Genomic DNA, 18,127 nt, shown 5'->3' on the forward strand with positions numbered 1-18,127 from the left:
CCCGCGTGCCGTCCCCGACTACGGCTCCGCCAGGGGCAGTTCGGCCCGCACCTCCCAGTGCGCGCCGCCGTACGCCGCGTCCGCCGGACCGGCCGACAGCGTCCCGCGCAGCAGCTCCACCCGCTCCCGCATCCCCACCAGGCCCGCGCCCGAGCCGGGCGCGCGCGGCCCCGCGGGTACGGCGGCGCCGCCGAGCGGGCTCGTGACGCGGACGACGAGGGGGCCGCCGTCCCCGTCCGGCAGGGTGAGACGCACGGTGACGGCGCCGGGGGAGGCGTGCTTGAGCGCGTTCGTCAGGGACTCCTGCACCACGCGGTACGCGGCCAGCTCCACGGGCGTGGGCAGGGAGCGCGGGCCGTCGCCCCCGTCGTCCGCGCCGACGCGCTCGTCGACCAGGGTGAACGTGAAGCCCGGCGCCGCCGTCCCGCGGGCGCGTGTGAGCAGCGCGTCCAGGCCGTCCAGCGTGGGGGAGGCGACGGCCGCCGCGTCCTCCGGGCCCTCCGCCGCCCGCAGCAGGCCGATGAGGCGGCGCATCTCGGTGAGGCCCTGCACACTGTTCTCGCGGATGACGCCGAGCGCGTCGCGCGTCGCCGACGGGTCGCCGTGGCCCTCGGGGCCCTCGGGGAGGGACAGGGCGGCCGTGGAGTGGATGGCGATGGCGGACAGGTGGTTGGCGACCATGTCGTGCAACTCCCGTGCCATGCGGGCCCGTTCGGCGTTCACCGCCTGCGTGCGGTCCATCTCGGCGAGCAACGCGGTCTGTTCGGCCCGCAACCGCTCGGCAGCCGCCTCGTCGCGGTGGTCGCGGACGATCACGCCGGTGAACGCCGGCGCCACGGTGATCAGTCCGACGCTGAGGCCGAGCAGCAGCGAGTCGGCGCTGCGGAGGATCACCACCGGCACGAACGTCGACACCAGCGTCACGGACAGGGTCGCGAGCGGCAGACGGCGCGCGAACGGGCGCTCGGCGTAGACCACCCCGGCGTAGATCAGGTCCGTGAACATCAGCACGGTCGGCACCAGCGTGCCCACCGTGGAGTCCGCCACCAGCGCGGCCGTGCCCACGGCCAGGGCCGCGCGCGGAGCCGTGCGGCGCAGCAGCTCGGCGGCGGAGATCACCGCCAGCGGTACGAGCGCGACCCACCCCGGCAGGTGCACGTCCGGCCAGTCGCCCTGGAGCCCCACGGCCCACGCGAACACGCCGCCGACGAGCCCGGTGCCCGCGATGAGGAAGTCGTCGCGCTCCGGGCGGAACCACCGGGGCGCGCGCGGGAACCGTCGGGGGAGGGACGGGCGGCGCGGGGGAGGCATGCGTCCATCACAGCACGCGGCGCCCGCCCGCCGCGTCGGCTCGCGGGCGTACATCGAAGGATGCAGCGCGGGATCGTCGCTGGTGACGACGTGGTGGCGGTGCGTACGCGGGAAGCTGGTACCAGCCGCGGGGGCAGCCCGTCGGCACCCGCCCCCGACCCGTCGGGACGGCGGGGGACGGGACCGTACGAGAGGAGCCGTCATCGTGCTCGTCGCCTTGATCCTCGCCTGCGAGATCGCCTTCTGGGTGCTGCTCGCCGCCGGACTGGGGCTGCGCTACCTCGCGCGGATGCCGCGCACGGGAGCCGCCGTCCTGCTGTGCGAGCCGCTGCTGGAGCTGGTGCTGCTCGTCGTCACGGCGATGGACCTGAAGAACGGGGCGGAGCCCGACTGGAAGCACGGTCTCGCCGCCGTCTACATCGGTTTCACCGCCACCCACGGTCACTACATGATCCGGTGGGCCGACGGCCACTTCGCGCACCGCTTCGCGGGCGGGCCGCCGCCGGTCACCCGGCCCAAGTACGGCAGGGGGCGCACCGTCCACGAGTGGAAGATGTCGCTCCGCGCGATAGGCGCGGCCGCCATCGCCGCCGCCCTGCTCCAGGCCGCCGTCTGGTACGTGGACGACGCGGGGCAGACGGAGTCGCTGCGCGCCTGGCAGGTCAAGATGGGCTTCGTCGTGGTCATCAGCCTGGTGATCGCGGTCAGTTACACGCTCTGGCCGAAGGAGGACCCGCAGGCGGAGGTGCGCGACGACCTGCGCGAGGAGATGCGCCGCGAGGTGCGTGCGGAGGTCCTGGCGGAGGAGCGGGCCGCGGCGGCGCGCGACCCGGAGCACGACCGGATCGGTCGGTGACGGGCCGGACGCCGGGGGCGTCCCCGGTGCAGTGCTGGGGCGGGCGTCGCGCGCACGCGGGGCGCCCGCCGGGGTCAGCGGTTCTCGCCGGGCACCCAGAGGACGTCCCCGACCTCCTTGTTCGCCGAGCGGGCGAGGATGAACAGCAGGTCGGAGAGGCGGTTGAGATACGTCGCCGTCAGCGGGTTCATCAGCTCGCCGTGCTCCGCGAGCGCCGCCCACGTCGAGCGCTCGGCACGGCGTACGACGGTGCACGCCTGGTGCAGCAGTGCCGCACCCGGTGTGCCTCCCGGGAGGATGAAGCTGCGCAGCTTCTCCAGCTCCGCGAGGAAGGTGTCGCAGTCCGCCTCCAGCTTGTCGACGTAGCCCTGCTCGACGCGCAGCGGCGGGAACTCCGGGTCCTCGGCCACCGGGGTGGCCAGGTCGGCGCCCACGTCGAACAGGTCGTTCTGCACCCGGACGAGCACCGCCCGGACCTCGTCGGGAAGGTCGCCCAGGGCGATCGCGACGCCGATGGCGGCGTTGGCCTCGTTCGCGTCGGCGTACGCGCCGATGCGGGGGTCCGTCTTGGCGGTGCGGCTCATGTCGCCGAGCGCGGTGGTGCCGTCGTCGCCGGTGCGGGTGTAGATGCGCGTCAGGTTGACCATGCGCAGAGCGTAGCTCGTGGGTTCCGCCCGGCCGACGGCGTCACGCGCCTGCCCGGCGGAAGACGCGGGTCCCGAGGGTGAGGGAGACGGCGGCGAGTAGCAGCCCGACGCCCGCGCCCAGCGCCATGGTGCCGCCGTACTCGCCGACGAACCCCGCCCGTACGGCGTCCACGAGATAGCGGAACGGGACGAAGTGCGAGACCACGTCCAACCAGTGGGGCGCGAGTGACATCGGCAGCAGGATGCCGGAGAGGAGCATGGCGGGCAGGTTCACGGAGTTGATGACGGGGGCGAACTCCTGCGGGGTGTTGACGCGCATGGCCAGCGCGTACGACAGCGACGCGAGCGACATCGCCAGTACGCACACGAAGAGGCAGCCGACGACGACGCCGAGCACCGGTGCGCGGAGCCCGAAGGCGACACCGGCGGCGACCAGCATCAGCGACTGCACGAGGAGCTGGAGGGCGTCCCGCAACAGGCGTCCCAGCAGCAGCGCGAGGCGGCTCACGGGAGTCACCCGCATCCGTTCCACCACGCCGTACTGCTTCTCCATGATGATGCCGAAGCCCGCGAACGCCGAGCTGAACAGGCCGAGTTGGATGAGCAGCCCGGGGATCAGGGTCTGCCACGAGTCGCCCTTGCCGCCCAGCGGTACGTCCCGGAGCAGGGGACCGAAGAACACCAGGAACAGCATCGGCTGGAGCAGCCCGAAGACCAGGGAGACGCGTGAGCGGAGCGTCTGCCGCAGATAGCGGCCGAAGATGATGCCGGTGTCGGTGAGCAACCGGTCGGGGTGGGTCATGGTGTGCCTCCTCAGACCGCGAGCGGAGCGTCGTCGTCCCGCGCGCCGGTGCCGCGCCCGGTGATGGCGATGAAGGTGTCCTGGAGCGTGGCGTCGGGGGAGCCTCCGTACGCGCGTTTCAGCGCGTCCGCGGTGCCCTCCGCGACGATCAGACCGTCGTCGACGATCACCAGGCGGTCGGCCAGGGCGTCGGCCTCGTCCAGGTAGTGCGTGGTGAGGAAGATGGTCATGCCCCGCTCCGCGCGCAGTCGCCGCACCAGGTCCCACAGGTCGGCGCGGCTGGCGGGGTCGAGCCCGGTGGTCGGCTCGTCCAGGAAGAGGATGCGGGGCTGGTGCGTGAGGCCCATCGCGATGTCGAGGCGCCGCCGTTGCCCGCCGGACAGCGCCGAGCACTTCCGCCCGAGCAGTTCGGTGAGCCCCAGCTCGGCGGCCAACTCCTCGGTACGGGCGCGGGCTTCGGCCTTGGACAGCCGGTAGAAGCGGCCCTGCGTGGTGAGTTCCTCGTGGACGGAGATGTGCGGGTCGACGCCGCCGGACTGCGCCACGTAACCGATCCGCGCCCGTACGCCGCCGGGGTCGGTGGCCAGCTCGCACCCGGCGACGGTCGCGGTGCCGCCGGTCGGCGGGAGGAGGGTGGTGAGCATGCGGAGGGTGGTGGTCTTCCCGGCGCCGTTGGGCCCGAGGAAACCGAGGATCTCGCCGTCCCGGACGGTGAGGTCGATACCGCGGACGGCTTCGACGGGCCCGGCCTTGGTGTCGAAGGTACGGGTGAGCCCGGTGGTGCTGATGGCGGGGACGCCGCTGGCGTCGTCGTCTCGCGGTGGAGCTGGCGAAGGTGACATGACAGCCAGAGAAGCAGAGCGATTCAAAGTTTGCAACGACTATAAAAATCAGCGCGCTCTACGATAGGATGGCCCCATGACGGGCCTCAGGGAGCGGAAGAAGCAGCAGACGCGCCGGCTCATCTCGGACATCGCGACGGGCCTCTTCCTGGAACGCGGCTTCGACGAGGTGACCATCGCCGAGATCGCGGAGGCGGCGGACGTCTCCGTCGCCACGGTCTACAACTACTTCCCGGCGAAGGAGGACCTGTTCTTCGACCGGGAGGAGGAGACCGTCGACCGGTACAGCCGCTTCGTACGGGAGCGCGCCCCCGGCCAGTCCGCCGCCCACGCGATCCTGGAGCGGATGCGCGCCGAGGTGGAGGAGTGCAGCCCCGTGCTCGGGCTCGCGGACGGCTTCGACCGGTTCCTGCTCGTCATGCGCCGGTCGACCGCCCTGATGGCCCGGCTGTCCCTGATGCACTACCGCATCAGCGCCGCCCTCGCCGCCACCCTCCGCGAGGAGAGCGGCGCCGAACCGGACGACCCCACGCCGGAGTTGGTCGCGGAACAGCTGATGGGCCTGCACAACGCGGTCGTGGGCGGCGCCGGGCGCGGCACGTTCACCGGGCTGCCGCCGGAGGAGATCGCCGCGCGGATGCTCGTACGACTCGACGCGTACGAGGCGCTGCTGAGCGACGAGGTCCTCAACTACGCGCCGCGCCGGCCGTCTTGAGCGCGTCGCCCGTACGGGTCGCCGCGCGCGTCCGGTCGCGTCCGGGCGGCCGGTGGCGCGGGTCGAGCGGGAGTTCGGAACGCGGGCGGAATGAGCACCAACGCCACGGATCGGACGCCCGCCGGTGTGACGTCCGCCATGTGAGACGTGATGCGTGTCTCTTCGCGCTCCATGGGCGCTTGCCAAAGCGCTAAAGTCCGCTCCACGCAACGTTCGGGAAAGGTGGATGTCGTGGCGAAGAAACTCGCCGTCATCGGAGCCGGGCTGATGGGTTCCGGTATCGCGCAGGTCTCGGCCCAGGCGGGCTGGGACGTGGTCCTCCGCGATGTGACCGACGAGGCACTCACGCGCGGCACCGACGGAATCAAGGCGTCCTTCGACAAATTCGTCGGCAAGGGCAAGCTGGCGGCCGAGGACGCCGCCGCGGCACTCGCCCGTATCAGCACCACCACCGAACTGGAAGCCGCCGCCGACGCCGATGTGGTGGTCGAGGCGGTCTTCGAGAAGATCGAGGTCAAGCGGGAGATCTTCGCCACGCTCGACCGTCTGGTGAAGGACGAGACGATCCTCGCCTCCAACACCAGCGCCATCCCGATCACCAAGATCGCGGCGGCGACACGGCGCCCGGAGCGCGTCGTGGGCACCCACTTCTTCTCGCCCGTACCGATGATGGGGCTGTGCGAGCTCGTACGGGGCCACAAGACCAGCGACGAAACCCTCGCCGCGGCCCGTGAGTTCGCCGAGTCCACCGGCAAGACCTGCATCGTCGTCAACCGCGACGTCGCGGGCTTCGTCACCACCCGGCTCATCGCCGCGCTCGTCGTCGAGGCGGCGAAGCTGGCCGAGTCCGGCGTCGCGTCGGCGGAGGACATCGACATCGCCTGCAAGCTCGGATTCGGGCACGCCATGGGCCCGTTGGCCACGGCGGACCTGACGGGCGTCGACATCCTGCTGCACGCCGCGGAGAACATCTACACGGAGTCGCAGGACGAGAAGTTCGCGCCGCCGGAGCAGATGCGCCGCATGGTCGACGCCGGTGATATCGGCCGCAAGAGCGGTCAGGGCTTCTACCGGTACTGACCCTTCCCCGCGTCGACCGTGATTGACGGGGAAGGCGCGGGAATACGGGAACACGGTTCGGTGCGACTCACTCGCAGGGGTGAATTCGGGACCGTTCCGGGCACAGACGGCAACTTCGCTGCCCGTCGGGCAGTCAGTTGTGGTGAGACATTCAGACGTAAAGGCCGACGCGCGCATTCGATATTCCGGGGAGCGGTTATGCACATCACGGGCGACCACGCGGCGCTGGTCGTCGGAGGCCGACTCGACGTCCGTAACGCAGCGGACGCCCGTACGGCTCTGCACACCGCGGTGGACGCGGGATGCGGCGACCTCGTACTGGACCTGGCGGAGCTGGACTCCTGGGACGCGACCGGGCTCGGCGTGATCATGGGCGCGCACCGGCGCGCGGGCCGCTGCGGCCGGAGACTCGTCCTGCGGGACGTACCGCCGCAGATGCAGCGGCTGTTGGTGGCCACCCGGCTGCACCGCATCCTCGCGATCGAGGGCGGGTCGGCCGGTTATCCGGCCGTCGCCCCCGCCGCCTCGGCGCCCGCGGACGCCGTGCACTCCGGACAGGTGCAGATCCTCACCAAGCCGTGACGTACGGGCGCGTGCCCCCGCCCCCACCCCTCCGGGATACTCTGCTGCGGAACGTGGTGTGCTGCCGATAACGCGTCTTGGGGGCGGAGGTCATGGTTCAGCACGAGAGTGAGCAGCCCGCGGGCGCGGAGCCGCAGGAGCACGGTGGCGAGTCGCCTGTCCGTACTGTCCGACTGATAGCGGGCGAGGACCTGCTGACGCTCAACCCCGTGGACGGCAGCGAGATCGAGCCGTGCCCGCCCAACCTGCGGCCCGGCCCGCTGCGCAAGCGCCCGCCGGAGGACCGGCCCGGCCAGTCGCGGCCCGGCCACGCGCTGAGCGGCGCCGCCGCCGTCACCTCCGGGCGCCCGCCGCTGCTGGAGCGCGAGGAGGAGCGCGAGCGGCTGACCGCGCTGCTGTCGCAGGGCCGTTCCGTACGGGTCACCGGCCCCTCAGGCTCCGGCCGCAGCGTCCTGCTGGACGCCGTCGCGGACGACGTCGCAGAGGTGGCCCCCGACGGCGTCGTGCGGTTGAACGGTCACCGGCGCACCGTGGACGACCTGCTACACGCCCTCTTCGCGGCCGTCTACGACGCGCCCTCGATACGCCCCGACCGCGAGCAGCTCCAGGAGGCGCTGGGCACCGTCGGCGCGATCGTCCTGCTGGACGACCTGGAGTTCGGGGGCGCAGCCCTCGACGAACTCCTCGACACCACCCCCGAATGCGCCTTCCTCGTCGCGGCCACCCCCGAGGTCGCCGCGCCCTCGCCGGAGTCCAGGCTGGAGGAGATCTTCCTCGCCGGGCTCAGCCGCACCGCGTGCCTGGAGCTGCTGGAGCACACCGCCCGGCGGCAGTTGGCCGACGACGAGTCGGACTGGGCGGGCGACCTCTGGTTCGGCAGCGAGGGGCGCCCGCAGACCTTCGTGCAGGCGGGTGCGCTGCTGCGGCAGCGCGGTACGGCCCCGGGCGGCCCCGTCGTCCCGCAGCTGCCGACGCCCGACGCGCGGAGCAGCGCGTACGGCCTCGCCGCCGTCGTCGCCACCGGGCTGTCGGCCGCCGCCCAGGAGACGTTGCGGTTCGCCGTCGCCCTCGGCGGCGGGCTGCCGCACCCCGCGCACCTGCCCGCGCTCGTCGGTGATCCGCAGGCGGACGACGCGCTCGCCGAGTTGGCCGCCTCCGGGCTGGCCAGCTCGGCCGGTGCCCACCGTCGGCTGGCGGCCGGGGTGACCGCGGAGCTGGCGGCGGCCGGGTACGACGAGGGCGCGGGGGCGCGCGTACGGGCCGCCGCGCAGCACTACGGCTGGTGGGTGGCCCATCCCTCGGTGACGCCGGAGAGCGCGGTCGCCGAGTCGGAGACGATCGTGGCGGCGCTCCAGGGGGCGCAGCGCGGCGGGCGGCCGAGCGTGGCCGTGCTGCTGGCGCACTCGGCGGCCCCGGCGCTCGCCGCGGGCCTGCACTGGGGCGCCTGGGAACGGGTGCTGCGGGGCGGCCAGGAGGCGGCGCGCAAGTCCGGTGAGGTGGCCGAAGAGGCGTACTTCCACCACGAGTTGGGCGTCCTCGCGTTGTGCGGGGGGAATCCGGAGCGGGCGGCGACGGAGCTGGAGGCGTCGATAGCGCTGCGCCGCGTCCTCGCGGACCAGCGCGGTACGGTCGCGGGCCGCCGCGCGCTGGCCCTCGTGACGGACCGGCTCCAGGCGGCGTCCGCCGCCCACCCGCCGAACGCGGCACCGGTCGCGGGTCCTGTCGGCGGCGCGGGAGCGGCCTCCGCCGCCTCCGCCGTGGACGCCTTCGGGAACGGGCGCCCCACCCCCGCCGCGCCCCCCGCGTCCGGCCCGGCCGCCGGACCCGTCCCGCACCCCGCCGCCCCCGCCGCTCCCGCGCCGGAGGCCGCGTCCACCCCCGCCGTACCGGCGTCCGGGGCGGGCCCGGCGCGCGGCGTACGGGCGCCCGGCGTGGCGGACACCGCCGCCGAACCGCGTACGGACCGGACGCCGGCGGCGCCGGTGCCGTCGTTCGGCGCGACAGCCGCGCGGGCGGACGACCTCGACACGGTGGTCTCCCGCTCGCACGCCCCGAACGCGCCCGCGAACCCCGACGGGAACGGGAGCAGAACGGGCTCCCACAGACTCGCGGCGCGTACGACCCGCCGGAACGTGTACGCCGCCGGTGCCGGCGCGCTGATGGCCCTCGCGCTGGGCACGGTCGTTACGGTGAACACCGTCTCGGACGGCACCAAGGGCTCGTCGGACTCGGTGAAGCCCGACCGTACGTCGTCGCAGCCGGACGAGTCGGACGACGTCGGCGACGACACGGACGAGGCCGCGTCGGACACGCCCGCGGGCGCGGGGAAGGGCAAGGGCGAGGACAAGGACGGGAAGAAGGACGGCCGTTCGCCCTCCGACTCGGAGTCCTCCGACCCCGGTCGACCGGGGTCCGGGGACGAGTCGTCGTCGGGTTCGTCGCCCGACCGGCCCTCGCCGACGCGGAGTTCGTCCCGGCCGCCGTCCACGCCGGACGACCCGACGACGCCCCCGGACGATCCGACGACACCGCCCGAGGACGACCCGACCACCCCGCCCGAGGACGATCCCACGACGCCCCCGGAGGACGACCCGACCACCCCGCCCGGGGACGACCCGACGACGCCCCCGGAGGGCACGCCGTCGGAGACGGACAGCGGTACGCCCGGGGGCGCTGGGGAGTCGGCCCGCGCGTAGCGACGCGGGCGGGCGGCCGGGGCCCGTACGGGCTCAGAACAGGCGGAGCTTGTCGTCGTCGATGCCGCGCAGCGCGTTGTAGTCCAGCGTCACGCAGGCGATGTCGCGGTCCGTCGCGAGCACCCGCGCCTGCGGCTTGATCTCCTGCGCGGCGAACACGCCCTTGACCGGGGCGAGTCGAGGATCGCGGTTGAGCAGCTCCAGATAGCGCGTCAGCTGCTCCACGCCGTCGATCTCGCCGCGCCGCTTGATCTCGATCGCGATCGTCGTGCCGTCCGCGTCGCGCCCGAGGATGTCCACCGGCCCGATCGCCGTGGGGTATTCACGCCGGATCAGCGACCAGCCGTCGCCGAGGGTCTCCATGCGGTCCGCGAGCAGCTCCTGGAGGTGTGCCTCCACGCCGTCCTTGATCAGCCCGGGGTCCACGCCCAACTCGTGCGAGGAGTCGTGCAGGATCTCCTCCATCGTGATGATGAGCTTCTCCCCGCCCTTGTTCTCCACCGTCCACACGGCTCCGCCGTCCGACGTGGCCTCCTTGACGGAGCAGGGCGGGGACATCCAGTTGAGCGGCTTGTACGCGCGGTCGTCCGCGTGCACGGAGACCGATCCGTCGGCCTTGACGAGGATGAGGCGCGGGGCCGAGGGGAGATGGGCGGTGAGCCGGCCCGCGTAGTCGACTGAGCAGCGGGCGATGACGAGTCGCATGGTCGGTCACGCTACTCGACGGGACGTCCGGGAGGCGATTCGGGGCGCGGAGCACCGCAGTTGGGCCGCCGTACGGCCGTGGTGGCGGCGGTTCGGGGGAGTCGTCCAGGCGTGTTCGGGCCGTGCTGACGAATGGCTTGTTGTATACGGCGTCACCTGTTGGCATTCGCGCGCTCAGGCTTACGCTACGCAGCGGGGGCGTCGCCGTCCGGAACTGCGTGACCCGGGTGGGGTCCCTGTCACGTCCGTGAGACCCCGGGCCCCGGGGTCGCGAGAGGAGTACTCATGTCGCTCGACGTCTCACCGGCCCTCCTCGAACAGGCCGAGCGAGGTGACGTCGATGAAGCCGACTTCGTCGACTGCGTCCGTACTTCCCTGCCCTTCGCATGGGAGATGATCAGTTCGCTGGTGACGCAACTTCAGGTGGACGGCGGTCAGTTCGCCGACAACCAGACACCTCCGCCGAACGAGCAGGCGCGCGGCCAGCTGCTACGGGCGCTGGCCAGCGACGCGATACGCGGCGCGCTGGAACGTCACTTCGGCGTCCGGCTCGCCTTCCAGAACTGCCACCGCGTGGCCGTCTTCCCGTTGGACGCCTCGGTGGACGACCGGCTGGCCAAGTTCACCTCGGTGCGCGGCCAGTTGCTCAACCAGTCACCGGAGCTGCGCGACTGCTGACCTGGCCCCACGCGACCGGTCCGGGCCCCGGCGCGGGTGGTCGGGGCCGGGCCGTACGGCGACGTGGGTGCTGCCGCTGCTCAGGGGAGGAGCGGCAGCACCTCGCTGCCGAGTCGCTGCACGTTCGCCTCCGTGGCGGCAAGATCACCCGTACCCTCGACCAGTAGTGCGAAACGACTGATTCCTGTCACCTTCGCCGTCTCCGCCAGCCGGTCCGCGCACAGCCGTGGCGGGCCCACGGGGTGCAGGGAGCAGAGGAGTTCGGTGTAGGCGAGGGGGTCGCGCGGGTTCCGCTCCCGGTCGTCCACCGTGCGGTGCGCGCCCAGTCCCTCGCGCAGCCAGCCGGGCATCGCCTTGGTCAGCGACTCGACGGCCTCGCGGCGGGTGTCCGCCACCTGCGCGACGCCCGCGGAGACATGGAGCGTGGCGGTCTCGGCCACCACGTCCGGATCGAGCCCGGACGCGAGCGCCTCGCGCCGCCACAACCGCGTCATCCCGGCCTTCTCCTCGTTCCCGCAGTGCATGCCGAGCAGCATCGGCAGCCCGCGCCGGGCGGCGAGCCGTACGGTGCCGGGTGAGGTGCACGCGACGACCACGGGTGGGTGGTCGGCCGGGTCGGCGCACCGCTCGGTGGCGCGCGGTACGACGTCCACCGCGCGGAAGTCGTAGCGCGGGACCGTCGTGTCCCCGGCCCCGTCCGTGGCCTCCGCCGCCGTCGCACCGCTGCTTTCGGCCCCGATCCCGGTGGCCCCCGCGCCCGACCCCGCGCCCGCCCCGGCGCCGACGCGCGGCTCGCGGAGCCAGCGCAGCAGCAGGTCCAGGGCCTCCGGGAACCCGTGCTCGTACGCGTCGAGCCCGCCGCCGAACACCTCCAGGTCGATCCACGGCCCGCCCCGGCCCACGCCCAGCGTGAACCGCCCGTCCGACGTGAGGTGCAGCAACGCGGTCTGCTCGCCGAGGGTCACCGGGTGCGTGTTCGGCAGCACGCTGACGGCCGTGCCCACGCCGATGCGGCGGGTGCGGCCGAGGAGCAGCGCGGCGAGTGTCACGGCGGAGGGGCACACGCCGTACGGCACGAAGTGGTGCTCGGCCAGCCACACCGAGTCCAGCCCGGCCGCCTCCGCCTCCTCCGCGGCCCGTACGGCGCGGTGCAGCGCCTCCCCCTGCCCCTGCCCCGGGAACTGCGCGGCCAGTACGAACGCTCCGACTCGCAATGTCATGCGCCTCCTTCGCCCTCCGTGGAAGTCCGCCGGGCTTCCCCGAGGCACTAACGCGTGACACGTGCCAAAGGCACGGGCTGGCATGAAAATCGTTCGATGAGCCCGGTGCGCGCGGTCAGTACGCTGGGGGCACGGCCGTACGCGGCCGGTGAACCGCTCCCGGCCGAACGAGGTGTCCCGTGTCCCCGCGCCGCAACCACCAACGCCGCGGCGGCGGCAGGCCCGCCGCCCGCAGGGACGACGGCGCTGACGGCGGCACCGGCGGCGACCGCTACGGGTTGGAGCGCACGGAGGACTGGGGCGGCGAGGAGTGGGCCGTACGGCAGGTCGGGGGCGGCTCCGGCAAGCACTACCGCTGCCCCGGCTGCGACCAGGAGATCCCGCCCGGCGTCCCGCACGTCGTGGCGTGGCCGCGCGAGGGGCAGGTGGACGACCGGCGGCACTGGCACCGCTCGTGTTGGAACGCGCGCGACCGCCGTGGGGCGCGGCTCCAGCGGTCGCGCAACGCGCCGCGCTACTGAGCGCCCCCGGCGGGGCTTCGGCCCGAAGCGGGTGCCGCGCCCGTACGCCCGTCAGCACGACGCCCGGCGGTTCACCCGCCGGGCGTGCGTACGAACGGGCCCGTACGGTCGCCCCGTTGCCCGGCGACCGTACGAACTCCCTTACACGTCGCGGGTGTTGATCAGCGCCGCCGCCGCGCCGACCGCCACCGCCGTGATCACGGCGAGCACGCCGAGCAGCGGCCAGCCGGAGGCGTTCACCTCGTCGCTCATCGGCACGCCGTAGAGCGTCGCGAGTCCGTTCAGCGGCGAGTAGTCGAGGAGGGCGTCGCGGACGCCCTCCAGGCTCTCGCCGATCATGAACGCGGAAAGGATCGGCGGCAGCAGCACCGCGCCCATCATGGTGGTGATCGCGCCCGCCGAGTGCCGCAGCATCGCGCCGACCGCCAGCGACAGCAGCCCGAGCAGCGCCACGTACAGCCCGGCGCCGACCGTGGCGTCCAGCCACTCGTCGCTGGTGGCGATCAACTCGCCGTTCCGGATGGAGTCGCGTACGGCCTCGCCGACCGGGTCCTCCGGGGAGACGGTCCGGCCGCCGAGCATCGACGACTGGATCATCGCCGTGAGCGTGCACGCCAGCGTCGTCGTCACGAACGCCAGCAGGAAGAAGACCAGCGCCTTCGCCGCCAGCACCCGGCCGCGGCGCGGGCAGGCGGTGAGGGTCGTACGGATCATGCCGGTGCCGTACTCGGACGTGATCACCAGCACGCCCAGCGTGATGACGCAGATCTGGCCGAGCATCAGCCCGAAGAGGCCGCCCGCCAGCAGCGGCATGTCGATGTAGCCGTCGCCCTCGGAGTCCAGACCGACGGCCGTCAGCAGACCGATGCCGACGACCAGCATGAACATGATGCCGAGCGTCCACACCGTGGAGCGCACCGAGCGGATCTTCGTCCACTCCGAGGCGAGGGCGTGCCCGAGGTGGGCGCGGGTGACCGGGATGGGCGAGGAGTACCCGCCGCCGGGCGGCGCGGTGTACGGCGGGTGCGGCGCGTGCCCCGGGGGAGTGGGCACGGGCGAGGGCGGGGGCTGCTGCGCGTACGGCGTGCTCATCGGGCGTCCTCGGTGTGCGGGTCGGCGGGCGGCGGAACGGGCGCGGCGGCGGGCGGCGCCACCGGAGGAGCGGCCGGGGGCCCGGCCGGGGGCGGCGGCCCCCAACCGGCCTGCGGGGGCGCGGCGTACGGGCCGGGCGGCGCGTACCCCCAAGCGCCGTGACCCGGCGGCGCGTGGCCCGGGGCCCCGTACCCCGGAGCGCCGTACCCCGGTGGCGCCATGACGGGCTCCTGGAGCCCGGACCGCTGGTCGACCGTCGAGCGGTAGTCCTCGGCGCCCTGCGTCATCCGCATGTACGCCTCCTCCAACGACGCCTGGTGCGGCGACAGTTCCCACAGCCGTACGTCCGCCCCGTGCGCCAGGTCGCTGATGCGCGGCAGCGGTACGCCCGACACCCGCAGCGCGCCGTCGTCCTCCGTCCGCACCTGCCCGCCCGCCTCGGTCAGCGCCGCGCTCAGCTTCTCGCGCTGCGCGGGGTCCCCCTCGGGCGTACGCACGCGGGCGAAGCCCACCGAGTTCCGCGTGATGAACTCGGTGACGGACGTGTCGGCCATCAACTGCCCCCGCCCGATGACGATCAGGTGGTCGGCGGTCTGCGCCATCTCGCTCATCAGGTGGCTGGAGACGAAGACCGTACGGCCCTCCGCCGCGAGCCCCTTCATCAGGTTCCGCACCCAGAGGATGCCCTCCGGGTCGAGGCCGTTGACCGGTTCGTCGAAGAGGAGCACCTGCGGGTCGCCCAGCAGGGCGGCGGCGATGCCGAGGCGCTGGCCCATGCCGAGGGAGAAGCCCTTGGAACGCTTGCGGCCCACGTCCTGGAGCCCGACGACGCCCAGCACCTCGTCCACCCGGCGGGCGGGGATGCCCGACAGCTGGGCCAGGGACAGCAGGTGGTTCCGCGCGTTGCGGCCGCCGTGCACCGCCTTCGCGTCCAGCAGCGCGCCCACCTGCCTTGGCGCGTTGGGGAGTTGCCTGAAGGTGTGGCCGCCGATGGTGACCTGTCCGGACGAGGGGGTGTCGAGTCCGAGGATCATGCGCATCGTGGTGGACTTGCCGGAGCCGTTCGGCCCCAGGAAGCCGGTGACGGCGCCCGGCCGTACCTGGAAGGACAGGTTGTAGACGGCCGTCTTGGCACCGTAGTGCTTCGTCAGGCCGTACGCCTCGATCATGCCGTCGCCTCTGGACGCGGGTGGCGGGGACGGCGAGTCGCCCCCCTGACAGGGCTTAGGAGGCCGCGGGGCGCGCTTTCGGTTCCCGCCGGGCCCACCGGGGCCGGGCCGACCTCGGGTGCGGCCCCGGGCCCACGGCCCCGTACGGGCGCCGCCCGCGCGTACCGTACGACACGGCTCCGGCGCCCGGGAAGCGTTCTCCCGGGCGCCGGAGCACCGTACCCGACGGTGCGGCGGAGCGTCGCGGACGGCCCCGCCGCCCGCCGCCGACGGCCTTACGCGTCGCGCTTCTTCAGCACCAGGTAACCCGCGACGAGCGACGCGACCACCCACAGGGCCATGATGAACAGCCCGCCCCACGGCCCGTACGGGCGGTCCCCGACGCCGAACTCCCCGCCGCCGCCCGTCTCCACGGTCATGATCATGGTGCCCGCCTGGTCCGGCAGGTAGTGCGCGAACTTCTTCGTCGCGCTCACGCCGCCGAGGATGCCGGAGATGATGAAGAAGAACGGCATCAGCGTGCCGAACGCCAGCATCGGGCTGCGCAGCACGAACGCGACACCCATCGTGAACAGCGCGATCAGCGTCATGTAGAGCCCGCCGCCGATCACCGCGCGCAGCACGTTCGGCTCACCGATCGTCGTGCCGTGGTCGCCGAGCAGCTGCTGGCCGACGAAGAACGTGGTGAAGCTCGTGGCCATGCCGACGACCAGGACGAGCGCGGTCGCCACGAAGATCTTGCAGAACATGAACGTGCCCCGCTGCGGGACGGCGCTCAGCGAACTGCGGATCATGCCGGTGCTGTACTCGTTCGAGACGACGAGCACGCCGAACGCGATCATCGCCAGCTGCCCGAGCGACATCCCGGCGAAGCTGACGTACGTCGCGTCGAACACCGCCTTCTCCGACTCCGCCATGGAGTCGAAGTCGGAGGCGGTGAAGGCGCAGATGAGCGCGGACAGGCCGACCGTGACGACGGCCGCGATCAGCAGCGTCCACAGGGTGGACCTGACGGACCTGACCTTGGTCCATTCCGAGCGGAGGACCCGCGTGGTGTGTGCCATGGCTCAGCGCCCCTCCTTCCAGCCCGTGCCCCACTGCTGCGTCGGCCGGTCACCGCCCGGTGGCTGCGACTGCCCCGGCGCGGGCCCCGGCGGCTGCCCCTGCGCCGCGGTGTGCGCGTGGTACTCGACCGACTCGGCCGTCAGCCGCATGAACGCCTCCTCCAACGACGCGTTCTGCGGGCTCAGTTCGTGCAGCACCACCCGGTGCTGCGCCGCCACGTCACCGATCCGCGCCGCCGGCTGCCCGTCGACCTCCAGCGAACCGTCGTCCGCGGCCACCGCGTTGACGCCCGTGGCGTGCAGCGCGTCCCGCAGCCGTTCCGGTTCGGGCGTCCGCACCCGTACGTACGTGCGCGAGTTCTCCGCGATGAAGTCGGCCATGGAGGTGTCCGCCATCAACCTGCCCTGCCCGATGACCACCAGATGCTCCGCCGTCACGGACATCTCGCTCATCAGGTGGCTGGAGACGAAGACCGTACGGCCCTCCGCGGCGAGCTGCTGCATCAGGTTCCGCACCCAGTGGATGCCCTCGGGGTCGAGGCCGTTGACCGGCTCGTCGAACATCACGATCCTGGGGTCCCCGAGCAGCGCGGCGGCGATGCCGAGGCGCTGCCCCATGCCGAGGGAGAAGCCCTTCGGCCGCTTCTTCGCGACGGACGCCAGCCCGACCATGTCGAGGACCGCGTCCACCCGGCGGTCGGGGATGCCGTTGCTCTGGGCCAGGCACAGCAGGTGGTTGTACGCCGTACGCCCACCGTGCACCGACTTCGCCTCCAGCAGCGCGCCGATGTGGTTCAGCGGCTCCTGGAGCTGGTCGTAGCGCTTGCCGTCGATGCGGACGTGCCCGCTGGTGGGGCTGTCCAGACCGAGCATCATGCGCATCGTGGTCGACTTGCCCGCGCCGTTGGGCCCGAGGAAACCGGTGACCACACCCGGCCGGACGGAGAAGGTCAGCCGGTCGACGGCCGTCTTCTCACCGTAACGCTTGGTCAGCCCTTCGAGCTCGATCATGCGGCGACGCTACGGGACCGGGCGGGTGGCGTCCACAGATACGCCCCCGTTCGGTATGCGTACATATCCGGACGGGGGCGCTCCGTGGAACTCCGCCGCTACGTCCGCCGCGCGCCCGCCGTCTCCCGGCCGAACGCCCGCCGCACGTCGGGGACTCAGCGCGACTGCTGCGCCGGCACCCCGCGCGACAGCGACTCGTCGGAGTCGTCGTCGTCGGGCTGGCCCGCCGCGGCGACCGCGGCACCGGTCAGGGTGGCCAGCATCTCGCGGACGTTCGTCAGCTGGGCGTTGATGCTGTCGCGGCGGTTGGTCAGGGCCGCCAGCTCGCGCTCGGACTCGCTGCGGACGCGGTCGGCCTTCGCGTTGGCGTCGGCGACGATGTCCTCGGCCTGGCGCTGCGCGGTCTCCACCGTCTGGCGCGCGCGACGCTCGGCGTCCGTACGGAGCTTCTCCGCCTCCAGGCGCAGCTGCTCCGCCCGGTGCTCGATCTCCGCGAGCCGCTTCTCCGCCTTCGCCTGCCGGGACGCCAGGTCGCGCTCGGACTGCTCCCGCCGCTTGGCGAGGTTCGTCTCGAAGTCCGCGGCGGCCTGGGCGGCCTTGGCGCGGGTGTCCTCGAAGAGGGAGTCCGCCTCCTCCCGCTTGGACTGCGCGTCCTTCTCGGCCTCGCCGCGCATCGTGGCGGCCTCGGCCTTCGCCTTCTCGACGACGCGGGCGCCGTCGTCCTCGGCCTTCGCCTTGCGCTCGGCGGCGAACGCCTCGGCGTCGTTCCGCACCTGCTGCGCCGCGCCCTCGGCCAGCTCGCGGTGCTGCTCGGCGGCGCGACGCGCCTCCTCGCGCAGGTCCTTGGCCTCCTCCTCGGCGAGGCGGAGGATCTTCTCGACCCGGGCACCCAGACCGGCGTACGACGGCTCTGCGTCGGTGACCTGGGCCTGGGCGTTCTGCGTTTCGAGGTGCAGCTCCTCGATGCGCTTTTCCAGAGAGGTGATGCGGGCCAGCGCGCTGTCACGGTCGGCGACGAGCTTCGTGATGCGGTCGTCCACCTGCCCGCGGTCGTAGCCACGTCGCACGAGCTCGAAGCCGAAGGGGGAGGAAGTGTCGCTCATGGGGTTCCTGTCGGGTCGGACGGGTTATCAGAC

The 18,127-nt window shown here is 73.0% G+C and carries 18 protein-coding genes; 7 read left to right on the forward strand and 11 right to left on the reverse strand.

Going from position 1 to position 18,127, the window contains the following annotated elements; genetic code table 11:
* Positions 1-18: 18 nt before the first annotated feature.
* Positions 19-1,311: a histidine kinase gene (locus D7M15_RS21200; RefSeq protein ID WP_121518948.1), complete on the reverse strand. Its 1,293-nt coding sequence runs from the start codon at positions 1,309-1,311 to the stop codon at positions 19-21.
* A 205-nt stretch (positions 1,312-1,516) separates the two neighbouring features.
* Here D7M15_RS21200 and D7M15_RS21205 point away from each other — a divergent pair, with 205 nt between their 5' ends.
* Positions 1,517-2,167 (forward strand): hypothetical protein, encoded by a 651-nt coding sequence (locus tag D7M15_RS21205; protein ID WP_121518949.1) that lies wholly within the window; start codon positions 1,517-1,519, stop codon positions 2,165-2,167.
* A gap of 74 nt (positions 2,168-2,241) precedes the next feature.
* Here the strand turns inward: D7M15_RS21205 and D7M15_RS21210 are convergent, their stop codons facing one another.
* Genes D7M15_RS21210 through D7M15_RS21220 form a run of 3 tightly spaced genes read right to left on the reverse strand, consistent with a single transcriptional unit; the run spans position 2,242 to position 4,458 of the window.
* The gene (locus D7M15_RS21210; RefSeq protein ID WP_121518950.1) at positions 2,242-2,814 is read right to left on the reverse strand and encodes a cob(I)yrinic acid a,c-diamide adenosyltransferase; all 573 of its coding nucleotides are present in this window, start codon (positions 2,812-2,814) and stop codon (positions 2,242-2,244) included.
* A 40-nt stretch (positions 2,815-2,854) separates the two neighbouring features.
* The gene (locus tag D7M15_RS21215; RefSeq protein WP_121518951.1) at positions 2,855-3,616 is read right to left on the reverse strand and encodes an ABC transporter permease; all 762 of its coding nucleotides are present in this window, start codon (positions 3,614-3,616) and stop codon (positions 2,855-2,857) included.
* An 11-nt stretch (positions 3,617-3,627) separates the two neighbouring features.
* Positions 3,628-4,458, reverse strand: coding sequence for an ABC transporter ATP-binding protein (locus D7M15_RS21220; RefSeq protein WP_121518952.1), 831 nt, complete (start codon positions 4,456-4,458; stop codon positions 3,628-3,630).
* A gap of 76 nt (positions 4,459-4,534) precedes the next feature.
* Between D7M15_RS21220 and D7M15_RS21225 the strand changes: the two genes are divergently transcribed.
* From D7M15_RS21225 to D7M15_RS28590, 4 genes are all read left to right on the forward strand, one after another.
* The gene (locus tag D7M15_RS21225) at positions 4,535-5,173 is read left to right on the forward strand and encodes a TetR/AcrR family transcriptional regulator (RefSeq protein WP_121518953.1); all 639 of its coding nucleotides are present in this window, start codon (positions 4,535-4,537) and stop codon (positions 5,171-5,173) included.
* Positions 5,174-5,404: 231 nt separating this feature from the next.
* Positions 5,405-6,253, forward strand: coding sequence for a 3-hydroxyacyl-CoA dehydrogenase family protein (locus tag D7M15_RS21230; RefSeq protein ID WP_121518954.1), 849 nt, complete (start codon positions 5,405-5,407; stop codon positions 6,251-6,253).
* Between the two features lie 198 nt (positions 6,254-6,451).
* Positions 6,452-6,835 (forward strand): STAS domain-containing protein, encoded by a 384-nt coding sequence (locus D7M15_RS21235; RefSeq protein WP_240649403.1) that lies wholly within the window; start codon positions 6,452-6,454, stop codon positions 6,833-6,835.
* A 92-nt stretch (positions 6,836-6,927) separates the two neighbouring features.
* On the forward strand, positions 6,928-9,531 hold the full coding sequence (locus tag D7M15_RS28590; protein WP_165906309.1) for an ATP-binding protein: 2,604 nt from the start codon (positions 6,928-6,930) through the stop codon (positions 9,529-9,531).
* A gap of 33 nt (positions 9,532-9,564) precedes the next feature.
* On the opposite strand, the gene nucS is transcribed toward D7M15_RS28590, so the two are convergent.
* A complete protein-coding gene (nucS, locus tag D7M15_RS21245; protein ID WP_121518955.1) occupies positions 9,565-10,236 on the reverse strand; it encodes an endonuclease NucS in 672 nt (223 codons plus the stop codon).
* Between the two features lie 285 nt (positions 10,237-10,521).
* On the opposite strand from nucS, the gene D7M15_RS21250 reads away from it, so the two are divergent.
* Positions 10,522-10,914: an SCO5389 family protein gene (locus tag D7M15_RS21250; RefSeq protein WP_121518956.1), complete on the forward strand. Its 393-nt coding sequence runs from the start codon at positions 10,522-10,524 to the stop codon at positions 10,912-10,914.
* 80 nt (positions 10,915-10,994) lie between these two features.
* Here the strand turns inward: D7M15_RS21250 and D7M15_RS21255 are convergent, their stop codons facing one another.
* Positions 10,995-12,128 carry an LLM class flavin-dependent oxidoreductase gene (locus D7M15_RS21255; protein WP_121518957.1) on the reverse strand — a complete coding sequence of 378 codons (1,134 nt, stop codon included), beginning with the start codon at positions 12,126-12,128 and terminating at the stop codon, positions 10,995-10,997.
* Between the two features lie 185 nt (positions 12,129-12,313).
* Between D7M15_RS21255 and D7M15_RS21260 the strand changes: the two genes are divergently transcribed.
* Positions 12,314-12,655, forward strand: a complete 342-nt coding sequence (locus D7M15_RS21260) for an ATP/GTP-binding protein (protein ID WP_121518958.1) — start codon at positions 12,314-12,316, stop codon at positions 12,653-12,655.
* A gap of 141 nt (positions 12,656-12,796) precedes the next feature.
* On the opposite strand, the gene D7M15_RS21265 is transcribed toward D7M15_RS21260, so the two are convergent.
* The 5 genes from D7M15_RS21265 to D7M15_RS21285 form a co-directional block, all read right to left on the reverse strand.
* Positions 12,797-13,747, reverse strand: coding sequence for an ABC transporter permease (locus D7M15_RS21265; protein WP_240649404.1), 951 nt, complete (start codon positions 13,745-13,747; stop codon positions 12,797-12,799).
* Positions 13,744-14,916 (reverse strand): ABC transporter ATP-binding protein, encoded by a 1,173-nt coding sequence (locus tag D7M15_RS21270; RefSeq protein ID WP_121518959.1) that lies wholly within the window; start codon positions 14,914-14,916, stop codon positions 13,744-13,746. The genes D7M15_RS21265 and D7M15_RS21270 overlap by 4 nt, the downstream gene beginning before the upstream one ends.
* Before the next feature lie 275 nt (positions 14,917-15,191).
* Positions 15,192-15,980: an ABC transporter permease gene (locus tag D7M15_RS21275; RefSeq protein WP_121518960.1), complete on the reverse strand. Its 789-nt coding sequence runs from the start codon at positions 15,978-15,980 to the stop codon at positions 15,192-15,194.
* A 3-nt stretch (positions 15,981-15,983) separates the two neighbouring features.
* Positions 15,984-16,991: an ABC transporter ATP-binding protein gene (locus tag D7M15_RS21280; protein WP_121518961.1), complete on the reverse strand. Its 1,008-nt coding sequence runs from the start codon at positions 16,989-16,991 to the stop codon at positions 15,984-15,986.
* A 155-nt stretch (positions 16,992-17,146) separates the two neighbouring features.
* The gene (locus D7M15_RS21285; protein WP_121518962.1) at positions 17,147-18,094 is read right to left on the reverse strand and encodes a cellulose-binding protein; all 948 of its coding nucleotides are present in this window, start codon (positions 18,092-18,094) and stop codon (positions 17,147-17,149) included.
* Between the last annotated feature and the right edge of the window lie 33 nt (positions 18,095-18,127).

Origin of the sequence: Streptomyces sp. Z26 (assembly GCF_003665095.1) — a bacterium.
GTDB lineage: Bacteria > Actinomycetota > Actinomycetes > Streptomycetales > Streptomycetaceae > Streptomyces > Streptomyces phytohabitans.